At 71.1% G+C, this 25,604-nt stretch carries 23 protein-coding genes and 1 pseudogene; 14 read left to right on the top strand and 10 right to left on the bottom strand.

The annotated features are described in order from the left end of the window. Position 1: 1 nt before the first annotated feature. From araD to Adu01nite_RS30795, 3 genes are read right to left on the bottom strand one after another with little or no spacing between them, the layout of a single operon-like run. Entirely contained in the window at positions 2 to 712 is a 711-nt protein-coding gene (gene araD, locus Adu01nite_RS30805) for an L-ribulose-5-phosphate 4-epimerase AraD (RefSeq protein ID WP_203731943.1), read from the bottom strand. Then, positions 709 to 2,322, bottom strand: a complete 1,614-nt coding sequence (gene araB, locus Adu01nite_RS30800; protein WP_203731941.1) for a ribulokinase — start codon at positions 2,320 to 2,322, stop codon at positions 709 to 711. The genes araD and araB overlap by 4 nt, the downstream gene beginning before the upstream one ends. Continuing rightward, positions 2,319 to 3,335, bottom strand: a complete 1,017-nt coding sequence (locus tag Adu01nite_RS30795; RefSeq protein WP_203732179.1) for a LacI family DNA-binding transcriptional regulator — start codon at positions 3,333 to 3,335, stop codon at positions 2,319 to 2,321. The genes araB and Adu01nite_RS30795 overlap by 4 nt, the downstream gene beginning before the upstream one ends. An 894-nt stretch (positions 3,336 to 4,229) precedes the next feature. Between Adu01nite_RS30795 and Adu01nite_RS30790 the strand changes: the two genes are divergently transcribed. The 7 genes from Adu01nite_RS30790 (at position 4,230) to Adu01nite_RS30760 (ending at position 12,818) form a co-directional block, all read left to right on the top strand. After that, complete coding sequence (locus Adu01nite_RS30790) at positions 4,230 to 5,189, top strand: ABC transporter substrate-binding protein (protein ID WP_239132826.1); 960 nt, start codon at positions 4,230 to 4,232, stop codon at positions 5,187 to 5,189. Positions 5,190 to 5,254: 65 nt separating this feature from the next. Then, on the top strand, positions 5,255 to 6,781 hold the full coding sequence (locus tag Adu01nite_RS30785; protein ID WP_203731937.1) for a sugar ABC transporter ATP-binding protein: 1,527 nt from the start codon (positions 5,255 to 5,257) through the stop codon (positions 6,779 to 6,781). Then, on the top strand, positions 6,778 to 7,803 hold the full coding sequence (locus tag Adu01nite_RS30780) for an ABC transporter permease (protein ID WP_203731935.1): 1,026 nt from the start codon (positions 6,778 to 6,780) through the stop codon (positions 7,801 to 7,803). The genes Adu01nite_RS30785 and Adu01nite_RS30780 overlap by 4 nt, the downstream gene beginning before the upstream one ends. After that, entirely contained in the window at positions 7,800 to 8,822 is a 1,023-nt protein-coding gene (gene yjfF, locus Adu01nite_RS30775) for a galactofuranose ABC transporter, permease protein YjfF (RefSeq protein WP_203731933.1), read from the top strand. Before Adu01nite_RS30780 ends, yjfF begins: the two co-directional genes overlap by 4 nt. Before the next feature lie 112 nt (positions 8,823 to 8,934). After that, a complete protein-coding gene (locus Adu01nite_RS30770; protein ID WP_203731931.1) occupies positions 8,935 to 9,960 on the top strand; it encodes an isopenicillin N synthase family dioxygenase in 1,026 nt (341 codons plus the stop codon). Between the two features lie 274 nt (positions 9,961 to 10,234). Further along, positions 10,235 to 11,395 carry a serine hydrolase domain-containing protein gene (locus Adu01nite_RS30765; protein WP_203731929.1) on the top strand — a complete coding sequence of 387 codons (1,161 nt, stop codon included), beginning with the start codon at positions 10,235 to 10,237 and terminating at the stop codon, positions 11,393 to 11,395. Between the two features lie 58 nt (positions 11,396 to 11,453). After that, positions 11,454 to 12,818: a hypothetical protein gene (locus Adu01nite_RS30760; RefSeq protein ID WP_203731927.1), complete on the top strand. Its 1,365-nt coding sequence runs from the start codon at positions 11,454 to 11,456 to the stop codon at positions 12,816 to 12,818. A 5-nt stretch (positions 12,819 to 12,823) separates the two neighbouring features. Here Adu01nite_RS30760 and Adu01nite_RS30755 read toward each other — a convergent pair whose 3' ends face one another. Next, entirely contained in the window at positions 12,824 to 12,964 is a 141-nt protein-coding gene (locus Adu01nite_RS30755; protein WP_203731925.1) for a hypothetical protein, read from the bottom strand. A gap of 15 nt (positions 12,965 to 12,979) precedes the next feature. Here Adu01nite_RS30755 and Adu01nite_RS30750 point away from each other — a divergent pair, with 15 nt between their 5' ends. Further along, positions 12,980 to 13,900: a metallophosphoesterase gene (locus Adu01nite_RS30750; protein WP_203731923.1), complete on the top strand. Its 921-nt coding sequence runs from the start codon at positions 12,980 to 12,982 to the stop codon at positions 13,898 to 13,900. Here Adu01nite_RS30750 and Adu01nite_RS30745 read toward each other — a convergent pair. Beyond that, positions 13,873 to 13,986, bottom strand: a pseudogene (locus tag Adu01nite_RS30745) (poly(ethylene terephthalate) hydrolase family protein); the annotation flags it as partial. The gene Adu01nite_RS30750 and the pseudogene Adu01nite_RS30745 overlap by 28 nt on opposite strands. A 168-nt stretch (positions 13,987 to 14,154) precedes the next feature. Here Adu01nite_RS30745 and Adu01nite_RS30740 point away from each other — a divergent pair. From Adu01nite_RS30740 to Adu01nite_RS30730, 3 genes are all read left to right on the top strand, one after another. After that, positions 14,155 to 16,848 (top strand): helix-turn-helix transcriptional regulator, encoded by a 2,694-nt coding sequence (locus Adu01nite_RS30740; protein ID WP_203731921.1) that lies wholly within the window; start codon positions 14,155 to 14,157, stop codon positions 16,846 to 16,848. A gap of 235 nt (positions 16,849 to 17,083) precedes the next feature. Next, positions 17,084 to 17,710 (top strand): tetratricopeptide repeat protein, encoded by a 627-nt coding sequence (locus Adu01nite_RS30735; RefSeq protein WP_239132815.1) that lies wholly within the window; start codon positions 17,084 to 17,086, stop codon positions 17,708 to 17,710. Continuing rightward, on the top strand, positions 17,707 to 18,696 hold the full coding sequence (locus tag Adu01nite_RS30730) for an asparaginase (RefSeq protein ID WP_239132814.1): 990 nt from the start codon (positions 17,707 to 17,709) through the stop codon (positions 18,694 to 18,696). The genes Adu01nite_RS30735 and Adu01nite_RS30730 overlap by 4 nt, the downstream gene beginning before the upstream one ends. Here Adu01nite_RS30730 and Adu01nite_RS30725 read toward each other — a convergent pair. The 5 genes from Adu01nite_RS30725 to Adu01nite_RS30705 all read right to left on the bottom strand — a co-directional run bounded on the left by Adu01nite_RS30725 (position 18,666) and on the right by Adu01nite_RS30705 (position 22,499). Beyond that, a complete protein-coding gene (locus Adu01nite_RS30725) occupies positions 18,666 to 18,839 on the bottom strand; it encodes a hypothetical protein (protein WP_203731917.1) in 174 nt (57 codons plus the stop codon). The two genes, Adu01nite_RS30730 and Adu01nite_RS30725, sit on opposite strands and share 31 nt — an antisense overlap. A 90-nt stretch (positions 18,840 to 18,929) precedes the next feature. Beyond that, positions 18,930 to 19,685, bottom strand: a complete 756-nt coding sequence (locus Adu01nite_RS30720; protein ID WP_203731915.1) for a heme ABC transporter ATP-binding protein — start codon at positions 19,683 to 19,685, stop codon at positions 18,930 to 18,932. Next, positions 19,682 to 20,701: a FecCD family ABC transporter permease gene (locus Adu01nite_RS30715; RefSeq protein WP_203732174.1), complete on the bottom strand. Its 1,020-nt coding sequence runs from the start codon at positions 20,699 to 20,701 to the stop codon at positions 19,682 to 19,684. The genes Adu01nite_RS30720 and Adu01nite_RS30715 overlap by 4 nt, the downstream gene beginning before the upstream one ends. A gap of 14 nt (positions 20,702 to 20,715) precedes the next feature. Further along, entirely contained in the window at positions 20,716 to 21,726 is a 1,011-nt protein-coding gene (locus Adu01nite_RS30710; RefSeq protein ID WP_239132813.1) for a heme/hemin ABC transporter substrate-binding protein, read from the bottom strand. Continuing rightward, complete coding sequence (locus Adu01nite_RS30705) at positions 21,723 to 22,499, bottom strand: hypothetical protein (RefSeq protein WP_239132812.1); 777 nt, start codon at positions 22,497 to 22,499, stop codon at positions 21,723 to 21,725. Before Adu01nite_RS30705 ends, Adu01nite_RS30710 begins: the two co-directional genes overlap by 4 nt. Positions 22,500 to 22,625: 126 nt before the next feature. On the opposite strand from Adu01nite_RS30705, the gene Adu01nite_RS30700 reads away from it, so the two are divergent. The 3 genes from Adu01nite_RS30700 (at position 22,626) to Adu01nite_RS30690 (ending at position 25,543) form a co-directional block, all read left to right on the top strand. Next, on the top strand, positions 22,626 to 23,771 hold the full coding sequence (locus Adu01nite_RS30700) for an HtaA domain-containing protein (protein WP_203731913.1): 1,146 nt from the start codon (positions 22,626 to 22,628) through the stop codon (positions 23,769 to 23,771). 151 nt (positions 23,772 to 23,922) lie between these two features. Then, positions 23,923 to 24,888, top strand: a complete 966-nt coding sequence (locus Adu01nite_RS30695; protein ID WP_203731911.1) for a WxL protein peptidoglycan domain-containing protein — start codon at positions 23,923 to 23,925, stop codon at positions 24,886 to 24,888. A 16-nt stretch (positions 24,889 to 24,904) separates the two neighbouring features. Beyond that, positions 24,905 to 25,543: a biliverdin-producing heme oxygenase gene (locus Adu01nite_RS30690; RefSeq protein ID WP_203731909.1), complete on the top strand. Its 639-nt coding sequence runs from the start codon at positions 24,905 to 24,907 to the stop codon at positions 25,541 to 25,543. Positions 25,544 to 25,604: the final 61 nt, after the last annotated feature.

Below are 25,604 nucleotides of genomic sequence, written 5' to 3'. Positions count from 1 at the left end.
CTCATCCTGCTTCCGGTGTACGCGGGTCGGGGACGTTGCCGTAGTAGGCGCCGGGTCCGTGCTTGCGGCTGTAGTGCCGGCGGATCAGGTGCTCGGGCGGCTCGGCGGCCGGGTTGAGCGCGAGGGTGTGGATCGCCATCCGGGCCACCTCCTCGCACACGATCGCCGTTTCGAGCGACTTCATCGCCGTCGGTCCCCAGGTGAACGGGCCGTGGCTGGCGGCGAGCACCGCGGGCACCGAGTCCGGGTCGCCGTCGAGGGTGTCGAGCATGGCCAGGCCGGTGTTGCGCTCGTAGTCGTGCTCGCACTCCTCGGCGGTCAGATCGCGGGTGACGGCGATCGGGCCGTTGAAGTTGTCGGCATGGGTGGTGCCGAGGACCGGGATGTCCCGGCGGGCCTGGGCGAACGCGACGGCGTGCGTGGAGTGCGTGTGGGTGATCCCGCCGATGCTCGGGAACGCCTGGTAGAGCAGCCGGTGGGTCTCGCTGTCCACCGAGGGCTTGAGCCTGCCCCCTATGGTGAGACCGGATTCGATCTCGACCGTGACCAGGTCGTCCTCGGTCAGCCGGTCGTACGGAACGCCGGACGGCTTGATCACGTAGACGCCGGCGCCGCGATCGACGCCGCTGACGTTGCCCCAGGTCAGGGTGGCGAGCCCCTCCTTGGCGATGCGGAGGTTCGCTTCGAGCACTTCCCGCAGGAGATCTCTCATCGGAGGGCCTCCCGGCGGATCTTGCGCAGGCGCCGCATCACGTCGTTGCCGTGCCGCCCGAAATAGTCGACCAGCGTCTGATATTCGGCATACAGCGCGTCGTAACGGTCGGCATTGGCCTCATCAGGGGTCCAGGCGCCCTGGACCCGGCGGCCCATCGCCGCGGCGGCCGCCCGGATGTCCGGGTAGGCGCCGGCCGCGACCGCGGCGTGCAGCGCCGAGCCGAGGGCCGGCCCCTGGTCGGAGTCGAGCAGGCTGATCGGCATCCGGGTGACGTCCGCGTAGATCTGCATGAGCAGCGCGTTCTTCTGCAGCCCGCCGGTCACGATCAGCTCGTTGACCTCGACGCCGGAGTTCCGGAACGTCTCGATGATCAGCCGGGTTCCGTAGGCGGTCGCCTCGATCAGCGCCCGGTACTGGTCTTCCGGACGGGTTGCCAGGGTCTGCCCGATGATCACGCCGGAGAGCTCGTGGTCCACCAAGGGGGAGCGGTTGCCGGAGTGCCAGTCGAGCGCGATCAGCCCGTGCGCCCCGACCGGCTGCCGCGCCGCCAGCTCGCTGAGTTCTTCGTGCCCGAGCGTGGAGTTCTCGACGAACCACCCGAAGATGTCGCCTACGCCGGACTGGCCGGCCTCATAACCCCAGAGCCCCGGGACGATGCCGCCGTCGACCACCCCGCACATGCCCGGGACCTCGCGCAGCACGTCGCCGCTCATCACGTGACAGGTCGAGGTGCCCATGATCGCGACGAGCTGGCCCGGTTCGACGGCCTGGGCGGCCGGGGCGGAGACGTGCGCGTCCACATTGCCCACCGCCACGACCACGCCGGTGTGCAGGCCCATCCAGGCGGCGGCTTCCTCGGTCAGCGTCCCGGCGGCCTGCCCGAGCTGCCCGATCGGCGCATCCAGCCGCGTCTCCGGAAAATCCGAAAAATCAGGATTGAGTTCCGCGAGGTACGCCGGGGACGGGTACTGCCCGTCCACGAACTGTCCCTTGTACCCGGCCGTGCAGGCGTTGCGCAGGTAGACCCCGGTCATCCGCCAGACGATCCAGTCGGCCGCCTCCACCCAGTAGCGGGTGGCCGCCCACACCTCCGGATCCTCCTCGAGGACCTGCAAAGCCTTGGCGAACTCCCACTCCGAGCTGATCAGACCGCCGTAGCGGCGCAGCCACGCCTCGCCGCGCTTCGCGGCGACCTCGGTGATCCGGTCGGCCTGCGGCTGCGCGGCGTGGTGCTTCCAGAGCTTGATGTAGGCGTGCGGCCGGTCCTTGAACGCGTCGAGCTCGCTCAGCGGCGTGCCGTCCTCGAGGGTCGGTAGCACGGTGCAGGCGGTGAAGTCGGTGGCGAGGCCGATCACGTCGGCCGGGTCGGCGCCGGCCGCCCGCAGCGCCTCCGGCACCGCGTGGCGCAGCACGTCGAGGTAGTCCTGCGGCACCTGCAACGCCCAGTCCGGCGGCAACGGCTTGTCCTCCTGGCCCGGCAGGTGCTTCTCGACAACACCATGGGCGTACGCGTGGACCGCCGACCCGAGTTCGGCGCCGTCACTGACCCGGACCACGACGGCCCGCCCGGACAGCGTCCCGAAGTCGACTCCGATGACCAGACTCATGTCTTGTTCCCTTCCAGAATTGCTACCGGAACCGGCGTGCCGACCGTGTCTCTGGGCACCAGCACCGGCTCGACCAGGGCCGATTCGGCCGACTTGACGCCGGTGGCGAGCTGGTCGAGCAGCAGCCGCAGCGCCTGCCGGCCGACGTCGCCGAACTCCTGGCGGATCGTGGTCAGCGCCGGGTGGAAGTAACCGGCCTCGGGCACGTCGTCGAAGCCGATGATGCTGACGTCGTCCGGGATGCGCCGCCCCTGCTCGGCCAGCGCGCGCATGATGCCGAGCGCCACGTGGTCGTTGGCCGCGAAGATCGCGGTGCAGTCCGGGATCCGGGCCAGCATCCGCCCGACCTGGTAGCCGGACGCCGCCGACCAGCCGGCCCGGGCCATCGGCGGCGCCATCGCGCCCACCTCGGCCAGGGCGGCCCGCCAGCCGTCCTCGCGGGCGCGGCTGCCGTGCCACTGCTCGGGCCCGGCCACGTGCCAGACCGTGCGGTGCCCGGCGGCGAGCAGGTGGCGGGTGGCCATCATGCCGCCGGTGTACTGGTCGACCGACACGTTCGCGACCTGCCATTCGGGCAGGCCGTCCACGGTCACGATCGGCACGCCGTCCGGGACCAGCCGCATCGCCTCGGCGGCCGCGTCGACCGGCGCTATGAAGACCAGGCCGGCCGCGCCCTGCTGGACCAGCCGCTCCACGATGCGGCGGGAGGCGGCGGTGGCGTCGTACCCGGCCACGTGCCCGACGGTGAGCGACAGGTCGGCGCCGAGGGCGGCCTCGCCGATCGCCTGCACCATGCTGGACGGTCCGTAGAGCGTGGTGTTCTGGGCGACCACGCCGATCACGTTGGACCGGCCGGTGGCGAGGACCCGGGCCGACAGGTTGCGCCGGTAGCCGAGCTCGGCGATGGCGGCCAGCACCCGGGTGCGGGTGGTCGCGGAGACGTGCGGGTGGCCGTTGAGAACCCGGGAGACGGTCTGATGGGAGACGCCGGCGCGCGCGGCGACGTCGGACATCACCGGCCCGCGGTGCGGGGGCGGCAGGGCGGTGCTCATGCCCCGGCCGTGCCGGTGCGCCCCGGCCCATCTCGTCGTGCGAGGCGTGCACGGGCGCTCATCGGCGGTCCCTTTCGGAATGGTGAGGCCGCGGTATGACCGCGTAGGTCTGGACCGGTGGCCAGAATGTGAACGCAAACATGGCTGTCTCCGCCGCGTGCTGTCAAGGCTTCGCTCCGTCCCCGTTATCTGTTCGTGACATTTTCCGAGTCGCGTTCTGAGGTGCGGAAACCGCTGGTTGAGCGCGTTTGTCAAGCTCGCCGCCGGTGTCGGGCGGATTTCCGCAGGGTTTCCTGCTGATGATCTTGACGGCGGATTCACGGTCAACTCTGTTAACGATCTCAAGAGGTTGACTGACGTCGATCTATCGAGTATCCAGTGCTGCGGCGCCGATCGGCCGGGAAGCCGGCGTTGCCCGTCCGTATCGGAACCGCGTCGGTTCGGGCGGCCTTCTGGTCGGTGCTTCCGGGGTGTGGTCGGGTGTTGCGCAGGCCGGCCGCGCTCGCGAACTGGCTGGTCCGGGCTGTGAGCGCGAACAGTTCATCGATGGAAGAGGCGGACGGATCGGACAGTGCCTGCTCGCAGCCATCGATGCAATCTTCCGGTAACAAAGAGCGATCACCTCTTGACTCGCCTGTTGAGAACGGTAACACTCCGGAAACGCAGTACCGGAGGCGTCATCGAAGCCCCGGGTAGGTCCCGGTGGTGAAGGACCGATCTTCACCACGGCAGTTCCCCCATTTGAAGCTGACGAGTGCGCGGGGCACCTCTCCCTGTTAACGTTCACAACCCCGCGCGATGGCTCTGGTTCGCCCCCTGAAGGAGGAAGTAGTGCTCAAGAGACTGTCTGTGGCGATGGTCGGAGTCGTGCTGCTCGGTTCGGCCCTGGCCGGCTGTGGCAGCAAGGACGACTCCACCGGCTCGGGGTCGGGCGACGGCAAGATCGTCCTCGGCTTCTCGCAGGTCGGTGCGGAAAGCGGATGGCGCACCGCCAACACCAAGTCCATCCAGGACTCGGCCAAGGCGGCGGGCATCGAGCTGAAGTTCGCCGACGCCCAGGGCAAGCAGGAGAACCAGATCACCGCGATCCGGTCCTTCATCACGCAGAAGGTCGACGTCATCGCCTTCTCGCCGGTGGTCACCTCCGGCTGGGACGCGGTGCTCAAGGAGGCCAAGGACGCCGGCATCCCGGTGATCCTGACCGACCGCGCCGTCGACTCGCAGGACACCTCGCTGTACGTGACCTTCCTCGGCTCGGACTTCATCGAGGAGGGCAAGAAGGCCGGCCAGTGGCTGGTCGACCAGTACAAGGGCAAGACCGGCCCGGTCAGCATCGTCGAGCTGCAGGGCACGACCGGTGCGGCCCCGGCCATCGACCGGCAGAAGGGCTTCGCGGACACCATCGCGGCGGACCCGAACCTGAAGATTGTGAAGTCCCAGACCGGTGACTTCACGCGGGCGCAGGGCAAGACTGTGATGGAGACCTTCCTGCAGTCGACGCCGAAGATCGACGTGCTGTACGCGCACAACGACGACATGGGCCTCGGTGCCATCGAGGCGATCGAGGCGGCCGGCAAGAAGCCCGGCACCGACATCAAGATCATCACGGTGGACGCGGTCAAGGACGGCATGACCGCCCTGTCCGAGGGCAAGATCAACTACATCGTGGAGTGCAGCCCGCTCCTCGGCCCACAGCTGATGGACGTGGTCAAGCAGGTCAAGTCCGGCGGCAGCCCGGAGAAGCGGATCCTCACCAAGGAGACGACCTTCACCCAGGAGCAGGCCAAGACCGAGCTCCCCAACCGTCAGTACTGATCGCTCATCGCAGGCCGGTCCCGGGTTCGCCCGGGGCCGGCCCGCGGGCACGAAACGGAGTACGAATGGGCGAGCCCTCCCCGGTTCTCGAGATGACCGGGATCCGTAAAGTCTTCCCCGGCGTCGTCGCCCTCGACGGCGTCGACTTCCGTCTGTTCCCGGGTGAGATCCACGCCCTCATGGGGGAGAACGGTGCCGGGAAGTCCACCTTGATCAAGGTGCTCACCGGCGTCTACGACATCGACGGCGGCGACATCACCCTGGGCGGCGCGGCGGTCCGGTTCACCGGCCCGCTCCAGTCGCAGAAGGCCGGGGTCAGCACCGTCTATCAAGAGGTCAACCTCTGCACCAACCTGTCGGTCGCGGAGAACATCTTCATCGGCCGCGAACCGCGGCGTCTCGGCCGCATCCAGTGGGGCCTGATGCGCAAGCGCGCCGCCGAGCTGCTCGCCCGGCTCGACCTCAACCTCGACGTCTCGGCGTCGCTGGACACGTACTCCCTGGCCATCCAGCAGATGGTGGCGATCGCCCGCGCGGTGGACGTCTCCGCCCGGGTCCTCATCCTCGACGAGCCGACCTCCAGCCTGGACGCCTCCGAGGTGGAGCAGCTGTTCAAGGTGATGCGCCGGCTCAAGGAGGAGGGCGTGGCGATCCTGTTCGTCTCGCACTTCCTCGACCAGGTCTACGAGGTCTCCGACCGGCTGACCGTGCTGCGCAACGGCAAGCTCATCGGTGAGTACAAGACCGCCGAGCTGCCGCAGGTGCAGCTGGTCGAGAAGATGATCGGCAAGGAACTGGCCGTCCTCGACGACCTGGAGAACAAGGCGCAGCGCACCCGGGCCAAGACCGCCGAGGCGGCGCCGATCCTGTCCGCGACCGGCCTCGGCCGGACCGGTGCGATCGCGCCGTTCGACCTGACCATCAACGCCGGCGAGGTCGTCGGGCTGGCCGGGTTGCTCGGCTCCGGGCGTACCGAATTGGCCCGTCTTCTCTTCGGTGCCGACCGGGCCGACAGCGGCACCCTGCAGATCGACGGCAAGGACGTGACCCTGCGCAGCCCGCAGGCCGCGATGAAGCACGGGATCGCGTTCTCCTCGGAGAACCGCCGCACCGAGGGCATCCTCGGCGAGCTCACCGTGCGGGAGAACATCATCCTCGCGCTGCAGGCCTCCCGCGGCTGGACCCGGCCGATCCCGCGCCGCAAGCAGGACGAGCTGGTCGACAAGTACATCAAGGCGCTGCAGATCCGGCCGGCCGACCCGGAGCGTGAGGTGCGGATGTTGTCCGGCGGCAACCAGCAGAAGGTGCTGCTGGCCCGCTGGCTGATCACCGAGCCGCGGCTGCTCATCATCGACGAGCCCACCCGGGGCATCGACGTCGGCGCCAAGGCCGAGATCCAGAAGCTGGTCGCCGAGCTGTCCGACGGCGGGGTGGCGGTGCTGTTCGTCAGCGCCGAGCTCGAGGAGGTCCTCCGGCTCAGCCACAAGATCGAGGTGCTGCGCGACCGGCGGCTCGTCGAGGAGCTGGAGAACACCGAAGGCGTCGACGCCGACCGCATCATGCAGACCATCGCCAGCGGAGCTACCTCATGACCATCCTCAAGAACCGGTTGTTCTGGCCCGCCGTCATCCTGGTGGCCCTGCTGGTCGTCAACATGTTCACCTCCAACCAGTTCATCACCGTCCGGGACGGGCACCTGTTCGGCACGCTGCCGGACATCCTGCGGGGGAGCGCGCCGCTGCTGCTGGTCGCGCTCGGCATGACGCTGGTCATCGCGACCGGCGGCATCGACCTGTCGGTCGGCTCGGTGATGGCGATCTCCGGGGCGGTGGCCTGCCTGCTGATCAGCGACCTCGGCAATCAGAACAGCGTCGGTTCGGTCCTGCTGATCATCGGGGTCGCGATCGTCGTGTCGCTGGTGCTGGGGTTGTGGAACGGCGCGCTGGTCGCGGCGGTCGGCATCCAGCCCATCATCGCGACGCTGATCCTGATGGTGGCCGGCCGCGGTGTCGCCCAGCTGATCACCGACGGCCAGATCATCAACGTGCAGTCCAGCCCGTACGCGACCATCGCCACCGGCTTCTTCCTGGCGATGCCGGTCGCGTTCCTGATCGCCGTCGGCGCCGTGGTGCTGACCGTGCTGCTGACCCGGCGGACCGCGCTGGGCCTGCTGCTCGAGTCGGTCGGCGGCAGCCCGACCGCGAGCCGGCTGGCCGGCATCCGGTCCCGGCGGATCACCGTGATGACCTACGTGGTCTCCGGCGGCCTGGCCGGGCTGGCCGGCCTGATCTACAGCGCCAACATCAAGAGCGCGGACAGCATCTCGGCCGGCAACCTGATCGAGCTGGACGCCATCCTGGCCGTGGTGATCGGCGGGACCGCGCTGATCGGTGGCCGGTTCTCCATCGCCGGCACGGTCATCGGCGCCCTGCTGATCCAGACGCTCGGCGTCACCGTGGTCGCCGTCGGCGTGCCGAGCAAGGCCACCCTGCTGTTCAAGGCCGTCATCGTCGTGGCGCTGTGCCTCTCGCAGTCCGCGACGTTCCGGCAGAAGGTATTCGGACGCATCAAGCCGCGTCCCGCGACCGCCGTTCGAGCCGAGGTGCCCGCATGACCACCGTCGACATGACCCCGGCGACGAACAAGAGCAACTCGCCGACCAACCCGCGCCGCCGGGTGTACCTGCCGAACACCAAGTACATCCCGATCCTGGCCACCCTCACCCTGCTGCTGATCATGTATTTCACCGGGGTGGCCAACTACCGCAACTTCGGCCAGCCCAGCGTCGTGGTCAACCTGTTCCGCGACAACGCGGTGCTGCTGGTCGTCGCGGTCGGGATGACCTTCGTGATCATCACCGGCGGCATCGACCTGTCGGTCGGCGCGGTCATCTCGATGACCACCACGCTGACCGCCACCCTGCTGGCCGGCGGCTGGCCGCCCCTGGTGGTGCTGCCGCTGGTGCTGCTGCTCGGTGCGCTGCTCGGCGCCGGGATGGGCGCGGTGATCCACTTCTTCAAGGTGGAACCCTTCATCGCCACCCTGGCCGGGCTGTTCCTGGCCCGCGGCATAGCGCTGTTCATCAACCAGAACTCGATCCCGATCCGGGACAAGCTCTGGAAGAGCCTCAGCGAATACCGCATCGTGCTCGCCGACGGCGTCGTCACCAAGGTCACCTCGGTCACCGCGGTGGTGGTCGTCCTGATCGCGGCGGCCGTACTGGCCTGGACCCGCTTCGGCCGCAACGTCTACGCGGTCGGCGGCAACGCCGACTCGGCGCTGCTGATGGGCCTGCCGGTGGGCCGCACCAAGATCGCCGTCTACACGCTCAGCGGTTTCTGCGCGGCGCTCGGCGGCGTGCTGTTCAGCATCAACTCGACCTCCGGCTGGGCGCTGCAGGGCCAGGGCCTGGAGCTGGACGCGATCGCCGCCTGCGTCATCGGCGGCGTGCTGCTCACCGGCGGATCCGGGTACGTCTTCGGGTCGCTGCTGGGCGTGATGGTCTACGGCCTGATCCAGACCATCATCACGTTCCAGGGCGACCTGAACGCCGCCTGGACCCGCATCATCATCGGGCTGCTGCTGTTCGGCTTCATCGTGCTGCAGCGGGTGGTCACCCGAAGAGCCAAATAACCGCCGGGCCGGCCGGGCCCCTGAATGCCCGGCCGGCCCGGTACTCTGGTGGAAACGCCGTTTCCATCGAGAGGTGGCCGGCTGCGCTACGTGTCCTGACCAGGTGGAAACAATGTCCGCGCAGACTGACGGCATGTTCGAGGTTCCGATCGTCGACATCAGCGCCTGGGTGACCGGTGGTCCCGCCGCGGAGAAGGCGCGGGCCGTGCGCGAGCTCGATCACGCCTGCCGCACCGTCGGCTTCATCCAGATCGTCGGGCACGGCGTGCCCGCCGAGATCACCGACGGCCTGGCCGGCGCCATCGACGACTTCTTCGGCCGCCCCCTGGCCGAGAAGAAGAGCTACGTCCGCCCGCCCGCGGAAAATCGGGGCTACAGCCCGCCCAAGAGCGAGTCGCTCAGCTACAGCCTCGGCGTCGACCCGGTAAGCCGCATGAACGACTTCTTCGAAGCCTTCAACGTGGGCCCGGCGGACGACGACACCCCGAACACCTGGCCGGCCGGCCTCGACAGTTTCCAGCCCGGCGTGGAGGCCCACTTCGCCGAGGCGCGGCGCGTCGCCCACACGCTGACCAGCATCTTCGCCGCCGCCTTGGGCGTCGACCCCGGCTATTTCGACCGGATCACCGACCACTCGATCGACGTCCTGCGGATGAACAACTACGCCCTCCCGCCCGGCGACATCGAGCTCGGCGCCGACCTGACCGGCATGGGCGAGCACACCGACTTCGGCATCGTCACCGTCCTCTGGGCCGACCAGGTCGACGGCCTGCAGGTGCTCGGCACCGACCAGGCCTGGCACGACGTGCGCCCCGCCGACGGCGCGCTGCTGGTCAACCTGGGCGACATCACCGCCCGCCTGACCAACGACGTCTGGATGTCCACCCTGCACCGGGTGAAGCCCCCGGTGATCGACGGGACGATCCGGCGCCGCCGCTCAGCCGCCTTCTTCCACGACGGCAACGCCGACGCACTCATCGAGACGCTGCCACGGTTCGTGCCGCCCGGCGAGCACCCTCTCTATTTCCCGATCACGGTCAAGGACCACATCATCGCCAAGCTGAGCGGTTCCCGGGCCGGCCGGAAAAACACCAGCGCGGTCCGGGAGGCAGCGCGGGTCAGAGCCGCACAAATATAGATACGCGGTCTCACCCCACCCCAACCGCACCAGGGCCGGCACCCGCCTCCCACGCCAAGCTCTCCGCAACACCGGGCCGTCACCGGCCGCCGGCATCTGCTTGCCGGGCCGAGCTTTCCGTAGCGCCGGGCCGTTGCCGGCCGCCGGCTTCTGTCTGCCGCGCCAAGCTCTCCGCAAAACCGGGCCGTCGGCGGCCGGCGACATCTGCCTCCCACGCCGAGCTCTCGGCAACTCCGGGCCGTCGCCGGCCGCCGGCAATCGGTAAGTTGTCGGGGTGACTGTCGGCGGCTTCTCGGAGAAACGACTTGTGCGGCTGCGCGACCGGCTCGAACGGCACGTCGACTCCGGGTTCGTCCCGGGCATGACGGTGGTCCTCGCGCGCCACGGCGAAGTTCACGTCGAGGCGACCGGCCATCTTGCGTTCGAGGGCGCCGGCTCGGCGACCCCGATGGCTACCGACACGATCTGCCGGATCGCCTCGATGACCAAGCCGCTGGCCGCCGCGTGTGCGATGACGCTGGTCGAGGACTGCACGCTGCGCCTCGACGACCCGGTCGACGACTTCCTGCCGGAGCTGGCCGGCATGCGGGTGCTGGCCGACCCGGCCGGCCCGCTGACCGACACCGTGCCGGCGAAGCGCCCGATCACCCTGCGCGACCTGCTGACCTTCACGCTCGGTACCGGCATGATCTTCGAGGGCCCGATCGCCGAAGCGCTGGACGGGGTCGGCGCACCGCCGCCCGACGAGTGGCTGGCCCGGATCGGCGCCATCCCGCTGGTCCACCAGCCCGGCGAGCGCTGGATGTATGAGACCGCCGCCGACGTGACCGGCGTACTGATCGCCCGCGCCACCGGCAAGTCCTTCGGCGAGGCGCTGCACGAACGGATCCTCGACCCGCTGGGGATGACGGACACCGCCTTCTGCGTGCGCACTCTTGACCGGTTCGCGACCGCCTATCACCACGATCGGAACGGGGTCGTCGAGGACGCTCCCGACGGCCGGTTCAGCCGGCCACCGGTGTTCGAGGCGGGCGGCGGTGGTCTGGTCTCGACCGCCGACGACGTCCTGGCGTTCGCCTCGGCCTTGAGCGCGGGCGGCATCCACCGAGGTGAGCGGATCCTGTCCCGGCCGTCGGTGACGCTGATGACCACCGATCACCTGACCGCGGCGCAGAAGGCGGTCTCCGGCTTCACGCCCGACTACTTTGACGCGATGGGCTGGGGTTTCGGCATGTCGGTCCGCACCCGCCGCACCCACCTGGGGCCGTCGGCCGGCACCTACGGATGGCCCGGCTTCTACGGCACCGCGTGGTACAACGACCCCGCCGAGGACCTGACCGCGATCGTCATGATGCAGAAGGCCCACGCCGGCGATCAGACCCTGCCGCTGTGGAACGACCTCTGGACCACCATCTACCAGGCCATCGACGACTGACGCCCCCGCGGGCCGAAATGCGGGTGATCCAGGCGCCGAGGTGGTCCACCATTACCGGGTGGAACCCGCCGAAGCCCGAGCCCGGGCCCGTGACCTGGCCGCCCTCTGGAGCGTCGAACAGGTCGACGCCGCCGACCTGGTGGCGGCGGCCTGCGACCTGCTGGTGACCGACCACGACGGGACCGCCCTGGCCATGCTCGCCGGCGTCTCCGCCCGCCACGCCGACCAGGAGGTTCCCGACCTGCTGGAGGCGGCCCTGGCCGACGTGGGCCTGCCCTACTACGAGCCTGGAAGCGCCGAGGGCGTGCAAGCCGCCCTGACGGTGCTGGCCGCCCGGGTGGTGGCCGGTGAGATGGAGCCCTCCGCCCTGACCGTGTGGGCTCACCGCGTCCTCGGCCACGACTGGTCGGGCCCGGGTGCGCGCCTGGTCGTGCTGGACGACGTCTACGACGCCGAGGAGTACGACGGCCCGCCCCCGGTGGAGATCGACGCCGAGGTCCTCGCCGAAGCGCGCCGGCTCGTGGATGGGTCGCGCTTCGTGTGGCGCCTGACGAAATACGATCCGGCCGACCGCGACGAACAGGGCCGTTACCTCGGCACCGCGGACATCGACAGCGATCGCGGCCCGGTCGAGGCCGCCTATCTGGCGTCGGTCGCGGCCTTCGCCGCCGAGACCGGGGTGGAGTCGCTGGCGATCCGGGAGCCGTCGGCCCCCATGGACGCCGACATCCATCATGACGGCGTCGAGGTGAGCGTGGACCGCGCGCTGGAGCTGGTCCGGTCGATGCTGCGCGGCGAGCGCGGGTTCTGCCGGCTGGAGGCGGGCGACGACTTCTTCGTCCATGTCGGCTGGGACCAGTACGTCTATGTCGGCAGCAGGATCGATTGCCCGCGGTCGGTCGTCTTCGCCGAGGACCATGGTCTGTTTGCCGAGCCGATCCCGGACTCGCCGTACGCGTTCGGCGAGCTGGACGACGAGGACACCCCCGTCCGGCCCGCCGACGAGATGTTCTGGGCCGAACTGCAGCGTTTGACGCAAGCGCGGGGCGGGGTGCTGCTGGAGGAGGGGTACATCGTCAACCGTTCGCGGTGGCATCGGCTGGCGCCGGAAACCGTGCGCGCCGTCCGTGGCCGCCTGGCACCCCGCGCGCGGCTGCTGGTCTGGCCCGACCTGACCGCCGACGTCGCGGCGGTGCTGCGCTCGCTGCGCGCGGACGATTCGGTGGAATTGGTCTGGCAGGACCGGAACGGCCGGATCCGCAGCCACCTGACCGGCGAGGACGACCGCATCACGCCGGCCGAGCGTCTGGCGAACGCCGGGGCCGCCACAGCGATATCGATCTTGACTGACGAGCGCCACCCGCTGATGACGGCGGTGCTGCCCGACCCCGACGGCGTCCTGCGCGCCCGCTGGCACCCATGACCGGTTCAGTTCGGCCGGGCGGACCTACGTCGCTTCTCGTCGGCGTCGGCGATGCCGTGGGCAACGGCCGTCCGGATCACCCGGTACAGCACGGCCAACCCCAGCAGCCAGACCATTACCCATCCGATGATGTTGCCCTCGCTCATGAACCGTGAGGCTAGATGATCATGAAGGCCGCCAACAAGCTGCGAATTCTGCACCTGTCGGACACCCACCTGACCCGGGCGCACGGGTTGGACAGCGACGGCGTCGACACCCGCGCGTCGCTGCGCCGGATCCTGGACGACTGCCGCGAGATTCCGGGCCTGGACGTGGTCGTGGTTACCGGCGATATCGCCGACGACGGTTCGCCGGAGGCGTACACCGAAACTCGGGATCTTGTGGTTGCCTTTGCGCGTGCGCGTCGCGTTCCGGTGCTCTTCAGCACCGGCAATCACGATGAGCGGACGGCGTTCACCGCGGTGCTGGGCAGCGGGCATGTCGACGCCGCGGGCCGTGACCGGCCGGTGGCGCAATTCGGCGGTGCGGATGGCGAGCGGGCGGCGGTGACCATGGTGTCCGGATATCGGATCATCACCCTCGACTCGCTCGTGCCGGGCAAGAGCTACGGGCGGATCAGTGAGGCGCAACTGGCCTGGCTGCGGGGCGTCCTGGCGCAACCGGCGCCGTACGCGACAATTCTGGCCTTTCATCATCCGCCGGTCGCGGTCCCCGGTGTGGCGGTGCAGGCCGCTCTCGGGCTGCGGAACGGATCGGAGCTGGCGGACGCGATCGCCGCGACCGACGTCCGGCTCATCCTCTGCGGCCACTTCCACCTGCAGCTGTTCGGCATGCTGGCCTCGGTGCCGGTCTGGGTCACGCCGGGCGTCGTCACTCGCATCGATCTGACCGCCACGCCGGGAACCGAACGGGCGGTCAAGGGCGCATCCGCATCCTTGGTCGATCTCGGCGGCCCGCACTCGCCGTTGTTTCACACGCTGCATGCCCGCGACCCGTACGCCGGTGAGACGGCGTACGAGGCCGATGCGACGGAAATGACCGCGATCATCGCCGGTCAGGACAGCGGGCAGGTGTTGCGGTAGTCGGAGACGCTCGAACCGGTCGGGCCGGCGCAGATGAACTGGTCGTAGCGGGTGTCGTCGTCCACGAAGCGCTTCAGCCCGGCCACCGGCATCCGGCCGGTCAGTGTTCGGTCGGGTCGCGGGGGAGCGCATCGGCGAAATCACCGGCTGTCGCCATCTCGGTGTAACCGGGGGGAAATCTTCGCCAGGCGAAAAGGGCCTTTTCGTAGGGTGTGCCGGGGGTGAGACTCGGGGGCATGGTTGATGCACGTGTAGTGCAAGAACCTGTCCTCTTCGGGCGGTCGGACGCCGTGGGCAGTGGGCTGTCCGTGCTGTCCCGTGGTGGTGGGCTGGTGTTTCTGGGTTCGCCGGGGGCGGGCCGCAGCGCGGTGTTGCGGGCCGTGGCGGGGCAGGCCGCGACCGTTCTGTCCGCGCCCGGCTTCTCCGACGAATCGGAAATGTCGTATTCGGGGTTGCAGCGCCTGCTCGGCCCCGTCCTCGACGACCTGCCGGTGGGACGACATGAGGGATTTATCCGGGCGATCGGCGGGCGGCCCGCGGGGGACTGCCGGCTTCAGATCGGGCTGTCGGTCGTGGCGCTGCTTCGCGCGGCGGCGGCCCGGCGCGGGCCGATCCTCTGTCTCGTCGACGACGCCGAGCTGCTCGACTTTCCGTCGTGGCAGCTGCTCAAGCTGGCCGTGCGGCGTCTCGCGGGCGCACCGGTCACCCTGCTCGCCACCACGGTGGACACGCCGGCCGGGCGGGAGGTGGCGTCCGGCCTGCCGGTCCGGCACGTCGGGGCGCTCGACTCACCGGCCGCGCACTCGCTGATCCGGCACCTCACGCCGGACATCGCCGACGAGGTGGCCGACGGGCTCGTCGAGCTGGCCGCCGGCAATCCGGGCGCACTGGTCGAGCTCGGCTCGCCGTTGACGGTGGAGCAGCGGCGGGGGTTCGCACCGCCACCGGCGAACCTGCCACCGTCGAGCGCCCTGGGGACTCGGCTCCGGGAGGTCGTGGCGGGCCTCCCGGAGCCGACCCGGGACCTGTTGCTGCTGGCCGCCGCGCCACCACACGCCAGCGCGTCCGACCTGGCCGCACTCACCACCGCGCTGGGCGACCTCGAGCTGGGCGATCTCGGGCCGGCGGAACGGGCCGGAGTGGTCGAGGTGGTCGGCGCGGAGGTGCGGTTTCGGCCGCCGGTGCTGCGGACGGTCATCTATCAGGACGCGCCTGTCGGCCGGCGGCGTGCCGCCCACCTCGCGCTCGCCCGGGTCCTGGAGGCCCGCGGCCGGCACCTCCCGGCCCTGCTGCATCGGGCCGCGACGGCGGTCGCGCCGGACGACGCGCTCGCCCGCGAGCTGATCGCGGCGTCGGCCGGTGCCGCACCCGCGGAGGCGGCGATCGCCCAGCGGTACGCGGCCGGGCTCACCGCCGACCCGGCCGCCGCCCTGCTCGGCGCGGCCCGGTCGGCCTGGGCGGCGGGCCGGCCGCAGGACGCCGTCCCGCTGCTCCGGCGCATCGCCCGATCGCCCGCCACCGTCGCCGTGCGCGCCCGGGCCCGGGCGCTGACCGCCGAGGTCAGCATGCGTGGCACCCCGCTCGCCGCCCGCGACTCGCTCCTGGACGTGGCCGCCGAGCTGCTGCCCACCGACTTCCCGGGCGCGATCGAGGCCCTGCTGCTGGCCGGCGAGGCCTGCGGCCGGGCCGGCGATCCCGGCCGCTTCACCGCCCTGGCCCGGCAGGTCGAAGCCGCGCACCGGGCAGCCGGAACCGATCTGGCCCGGCAGGTGGAAGCCGTGCACCTGGCAGCTGGACTCGATCTGGCGCTGGAGCAGATCGCCGGCCTGGCCGACCTGATGGCCGGCGCCGACGACCGAGCGTTCGGCCATTTCCGGACGGTCCTGCACCTGGCCGACCGGGTCGACGACCCGAAGCTGCTGATCCCGGCCGCGATGGCCGGCATCCTGATCGGACAGGACCGGCGCGGCGCGCAGATCGCCACCCGGGCCGCCGCCCTGGCCCGCGCGGCCGGCGCGCACGCCCTGGTCCCGGCGGCGCTGGAGGCCGCCGCGTACGCCGAACTGGCGGCCGGCCGCTACGACGCCGCCACCGACGCCGCCCTGGACGGCGCCGCCGCGGCCCGCCGCGCCGCCCGCCTCGACCTGGCCGACACCCACGTGGCCCTGCTCGCCGTCCTGGCCGCCCTGGTCGGCGACCGCCCGGCCGCCGAACGCCGCGCCGCCGAGGCCACCGCCCGGCACGACGACGCCCGCGACCTGACCGACTGGGCGTACGCGCTGCTCGACCTGGTCGAAGGTCGCCCGGCCGACGCCGCCACCCGGCTGGCCGCGATCGTCGCCGCCCCGCCCGGCCGGGCCTCGGCGGTCCTGCGGGTGGCGGTGATCCCGCACCTGATCGAGGCGGCCGGCACGGCGTCGCCGCCGCTGCCCGCGTTCGACAGCTGGGCGGCCCGCACCGGCGAGGCGTCGTGGCTGGCCCTGCGCGCCCGCTGCCGCGCCCTGCAGACCACCGACGGCGACGCCGCCGACGACCACTTCCGCGAGGCGCTGCGCCGCCACGACCAGGGATTTCCGCGGGCGCACACCGAACTGCTGTACGGCAGTCACCTGCGCCGCCGCCGTCGCCACCTGGAGGCCCGCGACCACCTGCGCCGGGCGGCCGAGACGTTCCACCGCCTGGACGCGGCGCCGTGGGCATCGCAGGCGGCCCGGGAGCTGCGGGCCGCCGGGGACAGGACGACCGCGGTGACGCCGTCGGCCGGCCCGGCGCTGACCGCCCAGCAGGAGCGCATCGCCGGCCTGGTCGCCGACGGCGCCACCAACCGGGAGGTGGCCCAGCAGCTGCACCTGAGCCCGCGCACCGTCGACCACCACCTGCGCAACGTGTTCGCCCGGCTGGGCGTCCGCTCCCGGACGGAACTGGCCCGCCTGCTGGCGGCCGGCTGACCCGGGCGGGGCGGCGTGACCGGCAGGACGGACCCTAGGGCGCATCTGACGGATCACCCAGGGCTGCGGCGTGGCCCAGAGCGCGCCTGACGGCGCCCGCGACGCGCCCACATACAACCCCGGTATGAGGGCGCGTCGCGGGCGACGCCAGCCACACTCTGGACCTCGCCTCGCACTTGGGCGATCCGTCAGATGCGCCCTAGGCTGCGGGTTCGACGAGGAAACGGGGGCGGCGTTGCGCAGCAAGGATCGAATCGAGTGGGCCGTCTTCAGTGGAGACACCAGCGGGCTGGCCGAGGTCGAGCGGGAGTTGGACGTGGCGGAGGCCGATACCGCGCTGGCCCGTGGGCGCCTGCTGCACGTGCGTTACCAGAACGATCGGGCCGGCGGCGAGGACCCGGCCGAGCTGCCGCTGTTCGAGCGGGCCCTGGAGCTGTACCGGGCGCTGGGCGACACACGCGGCGAGGCCGACGCGCTGTTCTGGATCGGCTGCCTGCATCAGTACATCCGCCGCGATGACAAGACTGCGGTGCCGTTCCTGGCGCAGGCCGCCCGTTCCGACGACCGGTCGATCCGGTCGCACGCGCTGCGCCACCTGGGGATCGCCGCCCACACGGCCGGCCGGCTGGACGAGGCGCGCGAGCACCTGGAGGAGTCGTCGCGGCTGCGCCGGGAGGACGGCGAGCTGCCGGGGGTGGCCGCCAACATGGTCGGCCTGGCCTACATCGCCGCCGCCCAGGACCGCCGCGCCGACGCGCTCGCGATCCTCGGCTCGGCGCACGGCATCGCCGAGTCGGAGGGCGCCGCTGTCATCGTGCGGCAGCTGGCCGAGGCCCGGTCCACGATCGAAGCCCAGCAGTGATCGCCCGCCCGCAGGTGCTCGTCATCGGGCTGGGCGGCACGATCGCGATGACCGGCACCGCGGCCGACGGCGTGGTGCCCAGCCTGTCGGCGCAGGAGTTGGCCGCGGGCCTGGACGTCGAAGCGCACAGCTTCCGCAACAAACCCGGCGCGTCGCTGACCATGGACGACCTGACCGAGCTGGCCGACCTGATCCAGGAGCGGTTCGAGGCGGGCATCGCCGGCGTGGTGGTGACCCAGGGAACCGACACCATCGAGGAGACCGCGTACGTCCTCGACCTGCTGCACCAGGGCGACCGCCCGATCGTCGTCACCGGCGCCATGCGCAACCCGACCCTCGCCGGAGCCGACGGCCCCGCGAATCTGCTCGCCGCTATCACTGTCGCCCTGGATCCGGCCGCCCGCGGCCTCGGCTGCCTGGTCGTGCTGGCCGACGAGATCCACGCGGCCGCCCGGGTCCGCAAGACCCACTCGATGCACGTGGCCGCGTTCGCCTCCGCGAACGGCGGCCCGCTCGGCTACGTGGTCGAAGGCGAGACCCGCATCGTCAACCACCCGCCAACCAGATACACGCTCCCGGCCAGGCCCACCACGGAAGCCAGGGTCGCCCTCTACCCGGCCACCCTCGGCGACGACGGCACACTGCTGCGCGCCGTCGCCGATCCGGTGGACGGCCTGGTCATCGCCGGTTTCGGCGTCGGGCACGTCCCGGAGTCATGGGTGCGCCCCCTGGCGGAGATCGCGACCCGGATCCCGGTCGTCCTCGCGTCACGGACCGGCGCCGGTTACGTCGGCCTCCGCACCTACGCCTTCCCGGGCTCCGAACGGGACATGCTGAGCCGCGGCCTGGTCCCGTCCGGAGCCCTGGATCCCTACAAGGCGCGCCTGCTGCTTCAACTGCTGCTGGGCGTGACCGACGATCGGACCAGGATCGCCGAGGAGATCCGAGCGGCCGGTCAGCGGGACTGCCGGACCACGTCCGGATAGGCGGCGGACGGCCCGTTCATCAGCGGGGCCGGCCGATGGCGCAGGGTGCGGTCGAGGAAGGCCGCCACGTACGCCCGGGTGATCTCCGCACAGCGGGCGCCCGGTCGCCGAGGATCGCGTAGTCGGTGAACGGGGATTCGCATCGTGGACATTCCTCCCCGTCGATTGCCGCCGAGCTTTCCGTCCGAAAGCCCGACGCACATCGGGGAGGACCCCCGAGTCAGCCCGGAGAGTCAGCGGCGCGGCACCACCAACGGCGTCCCGGTCCGCGGGTGGGGGAGCACCTCGACCTCATGCTGGTAGACCGAGGAGAGCAGTTCCGCGGTGAAGATCGACGCCGGCGGCCCTTCGCGGCGCACCTCGCCGCCGGCCAGCACATAGGCCCGATCGGCATAGGCCGCGGCCAGTCCCAGATCGTGCAGCACGACCACCACGGCAGCACCGGCCGCGGCCCGGTCCCGGGCCGCCGACAGCACCAACTCCTGGTGGCGCAGGTCGAGCGCGGCGGTGGGCTCGTCAAGGAGCAGCAGAGGCGTCCGCTGAGCGAGCACCCGGGCCAGGGCCACCCGCGCCTGCTCCCCACCGGAGAGAGCGGGAAAGGGCCGGGCCGCGAACCCGGTCGTCTCGGTCAGCCGCATCGCCTCGACCACGGCGTCCTCGTCATCGGCCGCTTCAGGCTGCCCGGCCCAGGGTGCCCGCCCCATCCGCACGACCTCCCCGACGGTGAACGGGAACGACAGCGCCGCCTTCTGCGGAAGGACGGCCCGCTGCCGGGCGAGCACCACCGGCCGGTAGGAGCGCAGCGGCTTGTCCCGAAGCGAGATCTCCCCGGCGAACGGCAGATCCCCGGCGAGAGCGGCCAGCAGGGTGGACTTGCCGGCACCGTTCGGCCCGACCAGCGCCACGATCTCGCCCGGGGAGGCGTGCAGGTCCACCGAGGAGACGACCGTCCGGCCGCCGAGCGACACCGACACTCCGGTGGCTTTCATCCCCAGCCTCCCGCCCGCGCCCGGGTCCGCCGCAGCAGCCAGAAGAACGCCGGCCCGCCGACCACCGCGGTGAGCACCCCGAGCGGCAACTCCTGGTATTCGATGGCGGTCCGGGCGATCAGGTCACCGGTGACGACGACCACGGCCCCGCCGAGCGCACTGGCCGGCACGAGCACGCGATGCCCGGGCCCGGCCACCATCCGGATCAGATGCGGCACGATCAGCCCGACGAAGCTGATGATCCCGGTGAAGGCGACCGCCGACGCGGTCAGCAGCGCGGTCGCGACGATCGCGGTGATCCGCAGCCGCTCGGTGTCGACGCCGAGGTGCTGCGCGGGCCGCTCACCGAGGGCGAGCAGATCCAGCTTGCGGGAGAGCGCGACGGCGACGAGCAGCCCCGCGATCGCGCACGGCCCGGCCACCGCGACGGCCGCCCAGGTCGCCTGGGCAAGGCTCCCCAACTGCCAGAACGCGATCGCCCGTACCCCGTCGTCGTCGGTCCGGAACATCAGCAGCCCGAGCAGCGCACCGGCGGTGGCGTTGACGGCCACGCCGGTCAGGACGAGCGTGACCACCTCGGTGCGCCCGGCGGCGCGCGACATCGCGTACACCACAAAGGTGGTCACGATGCCGCCGGCGAAGGCAGCGGCCGCGGTGGTCCAGGCCCCGAGGAAGGTGACGCCGCTGACGATGGCGGCGGCCGCGCCGACGGCGGCTCCGGAGGAGACGCCGACGACGCCGGGCTCGGCGAGCGGGTTGCCGAAAACGCCCTGCATGAGCGCACCCGCGCAGCCCAGCGACGCACCGACCACGACGGCGAGCACGACGCGCGGGAACCGCACCAGCCACAGCGCGTTCTCGCCCTGCACGGCCGACGGCAGCGGCCCGACATGCAGCCCGAGGCGGTGCAGCAGCGACCCGGCCACCTCGGCCGGCGAGATCGGCACCTGCCCCTTACCGGCCGCGACGAGACAGACAACCACCAGAGCAACAACCAGAAAGCCGATCAAACCCATTCTTTTGTACGCGGTCAGCACGGCCCGTAAACCGCCTTGGACAACGCCGCTACGGCCTCGCCGGTGCGCCCGCCGAAGTTGAGCAGGATGCCGTCGTCCATGTCGACCACGCGCCGGTTCGCCCCGGCCGGGGTCTGCGCGACGCCGGGCAGTTCGAGCAGCCCGTCGACCCCGCCGACCGAGTTGAGGCCCTCGGTCATCACCAGGATGACGTCCGGTGCCGCGTTGATCAGCCCTTCGCTGGTCAGCGGCCGGAACTTCGTGAGCCCGACGGCACTGCCGGCGTCGGTGGCGCCGATCGCCTCGATCATCGCGTCCGAGCCGGCGCCCTTGCCGCCGATCAGGAACACCCCGGCGGTGCCGCGTACGTAGAGGAATGCGATCCGCAGCTTCCGCCCGTCCGCCGGAGCGCCCTTGCGAGCCGTGTCGATCTCGGTCTGCACCCGGGTGACCAGGCGCTCGCCGGCCTCGGCCACGCCGAGCGCGGCCGCGACGGCGCGGATGTGCTTCGGCACCGAGTCGAGGGTCTGCGTGTCGTCCACGATGACCACCGGGATGCCGGCCTTGCGCACCTGGTCGAGCACGGTGGCCGGCCCGATGCTGTCGTCGGCGAGCAGCACGGTCGGATCGAGTTTGAGGACCGCCTCGGCCGACAGGTCGTGCCCCTGCGGCGTGACCAGCGGAAGCTTGGCCACCGACGGGAAGGTGGTGGACGTGTCCCGCCCGATCAACCGGTCGCCGAGGCCGAGGCTGAAGACGAGTTCGCCGAGCGAGCCGTAGAGGTTGACGGCGAGGATCCGGTCGGCGCTCGTGACGGTGACCCTACGGCCGTCGGCCGAGTCGACGGTGACCGGCAGCGCCGGGACCGGCCGCGGGTCGAGCGGTGTTACGTCCTCGGAGTCCAGCTTGGCGGTGGTGACACCGCACGCGCCGGCGGCGGCGGGAGTGTCGGCGACCCCCACGTCGCTGACCGAGGTACAGCCGGCGAGCAGCAGCGCCGACACCAGGAGCAGGCGGCGGATCACATCGACCCCCGGCGCGCGCGGCGGATCCGCCCGGTCACCACGGCGAGCAGCAGGCCGGTGAGGAACGCGCCGCCGATCGCCCACCAGTGCCCGAGCGGCGTAGCCGTACTCGTCCTGGTCAGCGTGGGTGCGAACGCCTGCAGCTCGGCCACCTCGGTGACGGCCGCGGCCGGCGGCGCCTCGGTGGCCAGCTTCCCGGACGGCGGCCCGATCGGTTTGCTCTGCTTGACGGCGGGCGCAGCCGCCGTCGACCCGGGCACGGGGGTGGCGGACACACCCGATCCGCTGCCGGTTGCGGCGGCAGCGAATCGGATCGGGACACGCACGTCCTGGGATCGATCATTGCTGCGGGTGTGATCGTTACGGGTCACGATCGCGCATCCGCGCACCGCGCAATCGATCGTCCCGATCATCTGACTGACGTGAATGGACACTCGGAACGACCCATTTTTTCCGTACGGCGTGGCAAGTCCTTCGCCATATGACGGCGGATGGGACGAAATCCACGCGGAGCCGCCGGAGCTGCCCGTCATGTCGGCGCCGCCACCGCACGGCGAGGGCAGCACCCCGGCCCCGTTGTCCAGGCAGAACGCGACATAGATGCCCTTGGTCACGTCGTAGCCGGAGCCGGTCACGGTAACCGTCTGCCCGGCCCGGGCCAGGCCTTTCGTCTTCGAGACCGAGAGCTTTCCGGCGGCCTGGGCGGGAGTGCCGGTCATCACGATCGTCAGCAGAGCGAGAGCTGTTACCGCAGCTCTCCAGCCGTTGCGCACCTGTCTTCCTCCACCGGATTCCCCGCCCGGGCGGAACTGGATCTTGAATTGTCCCGAGCGTTAGGTAAGGCTACCCTAACTGGACCCGCACGAGCGGGCCCCTCTCACCGGAAGGAAATCCAGAGCATGGGCACAACCCTCGGCCTGAATCGGGCCGCCCTGCGCGCGGGCCTGATCGGCCTGAGCACCGCGGCGTCCCTGATCGTGGCCGCGCCCGCCATGGCGGCCGCCACCGACGTCGCGGGAGGAAGCCTCGACTGGGGTTTCAAGGCATCGTTCCGCGGCTACGTGTCCGGTGGTAACGGCACCCCGCCGATCGCCACCAGCAACGGCGCCACCACCAATGCGGACGGGACGTTCGACTTCCCGGCCAGCGGCGGCACCTACGACGCGGCGGCCGGCACCGCGGCCGTGCAATACCGGGGAACCGTCGTGTTCTCCTACCCGCTGCACGGTTTCACGATCACCGTCGCCAACCCGAAGGTCGTCGTGGACGGATCCGGCGTCGGTCAGCTGCTGGCCGATGTGGACCTGGTCGCCACCGGTCAGGCGGGTGCGCACCTGGTCGGTGCCGAGCTCGCCACGCTGACCACCAAGGCTCCGGCCGTCACCGACGGCGCCGTGACCTTCTCCGGTCTCGCCGCCAAGCTGTCCGGTGCCGGCGCGGCCGCGTTCGCGGGCTTCTACGCGGCCGGCACGGACCTCGACCCGGTGACGGCGTCGGCGTCCGCCTCGGCTTCGACGGACCCGACCGATCCGACCGACCCGACTGATCCGACCGACCCTGAGCCCGGAAACGGCTCGGCGGCTCAGACGATCAAGGCGGCGGTGGCGGGTGGCGCGCTCACCCTCACGTCGGCCGGTTCCGACGTGAACCTGTCGGCGGCCACGCCGGGCCAGACCGCGACCGGCAGCCTCAACCCCGTGACGGTCAGCGACCTGCGCGGCACCAACGCCGGGTGGGACCTGGTGGGTCAGGTCACCGACTTCACGTCGGCGGCCGGCACCATCCCCGCGGCGAACCTCGGCTGGACCCCGACCGCGTCGGTCGTGGCCAGTGGACTGAAGGCGGCGAACGGCGTGCAGAACGCCGTGACGCCGGGCGGAACGGTCGCCCCGGGCACCGGCCTGGGCGCCAGCAAGACCCTGTGCAGTGCCGAAACGGGTAGCAGCCTCGGCAGCTCCACGTGCGGCGCGGCGCTGAATCTCGGTGTCCCCGAGTCCAGCGCCGCCGGTGAGTACAGCGCCGTCCTCACTTTGACCCTCGCCTGATCGGAGGCGAAGGAGACCGGCCGGGGAATACGCAACGTGAGGTTTATTCGCGACGGTGGAGACCTCGTGGCTCGCCTACAGCCACGCGGAGCTCAAGGTAGGTCGCGAATAAACCTCATCCCCGGCCGGCTCGCCCATCGTAAGGAGCAACATGATCGGCCGAGTAACGCTGGCCGCGGTTCTCACCGCGCTCGCCTTGGCGCCTGCCCCCGCGCAGGCCGCCCCCAGCGACTCGAGCGTGCGCTGGTCGGTCCAGCCGTCCAGCGCGAAGGGCCCGGACGGCCGGGACTACATCATGCGCAAGGCCGCGGCCGGCGAGCGGATCACCGACTACGTCGGCATCACCAACCTGACGCAGCGGCCGCTCACCTTCAACGTCTACGGCACCGACGCCTACAACACCGAGGACGGCTCGTTCGGCCTGCTCGCGGCCGCGCAGCAGCCCACCGACCTGGGCTCCTGGATCAAGCTCGGCGCCGCGAAATACACCGTGCCCGCCAACACCCGGCTCGACGTGCCGTTCGCCCTCACCGTGCCGGCCGGCGCCACCCCCGGCGACCACGCCGGCGGGGTGATCGCCTCGATCAGCGAGGAGGCCACCGACGCCACCGGGCGAACGGTCCTGGTCGACCGCCGGGTCGCCGCCCGGGTGTACGTCACGGTGGCCGGTTCGGTCGCGCCGACGCTGAGCATCGACAGGGTCCGCCTCGAGTACGCACCGTCCGCGAACCCGGCGAACGGCGGTGACATGACCGTCACCTACCTGGTGCACAACACCGGCAACCTGCGTCTGAGCGGCATCGGCCAGGTCAGGGTGACCGGCCCGTTCGGCTGGGAGCTGGCCCGCACCGGCGCCATGGCGATCCCGGAGCTGCTACCCGGTGGCTCGATCACGGTGACTGAGAAGATTGTCGGTGTGCAGCCGACTGTCCGCCTCAGCGCCGACGTCAGCGTCGTGCCCGCGAGTTTCGACCGGAAGCTGCCCGCAGTCTCCCGCGCCACCGGCGTCTGGGCCTGGCCCTGGGCCCTGGTCGCCGCGCTCGGCGCCGCCCTCCTCTACCTGATCTTCCGGTTGGTCCGTCGTGCCCGGCGGCCCAAGTCGTTACCCCACGCATAGAGGAAGGACCCCCATCATGTCGGGATTCGCCACCCGCCTGCGCAAGGCCACCATGGTCGAACACCGTGAGGCCGAGACCAGGTCGTTCATCTCCCGGCTGATGGCCGGTTCAGTGCCGCGCGCGGGTTTCGGCGCGCTGACCGCCCAGTACCTGATCGTCTACCGCGAGCTGGAGGCGGCGGCCGAGACGATGCGCGGCAACGCGATCGCCGCGCCGTTCGCCGACCCGGCGCTGTCCCGGGTGCCGGCGCTCGAGGCCGACCTGGCCTACCTCGGCGGCCCGCCGGAGCCGACGGCCGCCGCCCAGCGGTACGCCGACCACCTGCGCGCGTTCTGCCACACGTCACCCGAGCACTTCATCGCCCACCACTACGTGCGCTACCTGGGCGACCTGTCCGGCGGCCTGCTGGTCGGCCGGAAGGTCGCGGCCACCTACGGCCTGCACGACGGCGGCGTCTCGTTCTACGACTTCGATCACATCACCGACCCGAAGGCCTACAAGATCGCCTACCGTGAGCGTCTCGACGCGCTCCCGCTCGACGAGGAGCGGTTGTCGGTCCTGGTCGCCGAGGCCCAGCACGCGTTCGCCCTCAACGGCGCGGTCTTCACCGAGCTCGGCGCCGCCTACCCGGAGGCGATCTCCCCGGCGGCCTGATCTCTCCACCGAAACGGGCAAGATCGGGCATCCGCGGCCGGGTGATCGGGCATTGTTCGGG

The organism is Paractinoplanes durhamensis (assembly GCF_016862175.1).
Classification (GTDB): domain Bacteria; phylum Actinomycetota; class Actinomycetes; order Mycobacteriales; family Micromonosporaceae; genus Actinoplanes; species Actinoplanes durhamensis.
Note: the sequence above shows the minus strand (reverse complement) of the source record. Positions and strands in the feature narration are given on the sequence as shown.

What these genes read in the sequence shown, in the direction of transcription:
- araD (WP_203731943.1), bottom strand. Translation starts at nt 712, where the DNA reads ATGAGAGATCTCCTGCGGGAAGTGCTCGAAGCGAACCTCCGCATCGCC.
- araB (WP_203731941.1), bottom strand. Translation starts at nt 2,322, where the DNA reads ATGAGTCTGGTCATCGGAGTCGACTTCGGGACGCTGTCCGGGCGGGCC.
- Adu01nite_RS30795 (WP_203732179.1), bottom strand. Translation starts at nt 3,335, where the DNA reads ATGTCCGACGTCGCCGCGCGCGCCGGCGTCTCCCATCAGACCGTCTCC.
- Adu01nite_RS30790 (WP_239132826.1), top strand. Translation starts at nt 4,230, where the DNA reads ATGGTCGGAGTCGTGCTGCTCGGTTCGGCCCTGGCCGGCTGTGGCAGC.
- Adu01nite_RS30785 (WP_203731937.1), top strand. Translation starts at nt 5,255, where the DNA reads ATGGGCGAGCCCTCCCCGGTTCTCGAGATGACCGGGATCCGTAAAGTC.
- Adu01nite_RS30780 (WP_203731935.1), top strand. Translation starts at nt 6,778, where the DNA reads ATGACCATCCTCAAGAACCGGTTGTTCTGGCCCGCCGTCATCCTGGTG.
- yjfF (WP_203731933.1), top strand. Translation starts at nt 7,800, where the DNA reads ATGACCACCGTCGACATGACCCCGGCGACGAACAAGAGCAACTCGCCG.
- Adu01nite_RS30770 (WP_203731931.1), top strand. Translation starts at nt 8,935, where the DNA reads ATGTCCGCGCAGACTGACGGCATGTTCGAGGTTCCGATCGTCGACATC.
- Adu01nite_RS30755 (WP_203731925.1), bottom strand. Translation starts at nt 12,964, where the DNA reads ATGAGCGAGGGCAACATCATCGGATGGGTAATGGTCTGGCTGCTGGGG.
- Adu01nite_RS30750 (WP_203731923.1), top strand. Translation starts at nt 12,980, where the DNA reads ATGATCATGAAGGCCGCCAACAAGCTGCGAATTCTGCACCTGTCGGAC.
- Adu01nite_RS30725 (WP_203731917.1), bottom strand. Translation starts at nt 18,839, where the DNA reads ATGCGAATCCCCGTTCACCGACTACGCGATCCTCGGCGACCGGGCGCC.
- Adu01nite_RS30720 (WP_203731915.1), bottom strand. Translation starts at nt 19,685, where the DNA reads ATGAAAGCCACCGGAGTGTCGGTGTCGCTCGGCGGCCGGACGGTCGTC.
- Adu01nite_RS30715 (WP_203732174.1), bottom strand. Translation starts at nt 20,701, where the DNA reads ATGGGTTTGATCGGCTTTCTGGTTGTTGCTCTGGTGGTTGTCTGTCTC.
- Adu01nite_RS30700 (WP_203731913.1), top strand. Translation starts at nt 22,626, where the DNA reads ATGGGCACAACCCTCGGCCTGAATCGGGCCGCCCTGCGCGCGGGCCTG.
- Adu01nite_RS30695 (WP_203731911.1), top strand. Translation starts at nt 23,923, where the DNA reads ATGATCGGCCGAGTAACGCTGGCCGCGGTTCTCACCGCGCTCGCCTTG.
- Adu01nite_RS30690 (WP_203731909.1), top strand. Translation starts at nt 24,905, where the DNA reads ATGTCGGGATTCGCCACCCGCCTGCGCAAGGCCACCATGGTCGAACAC.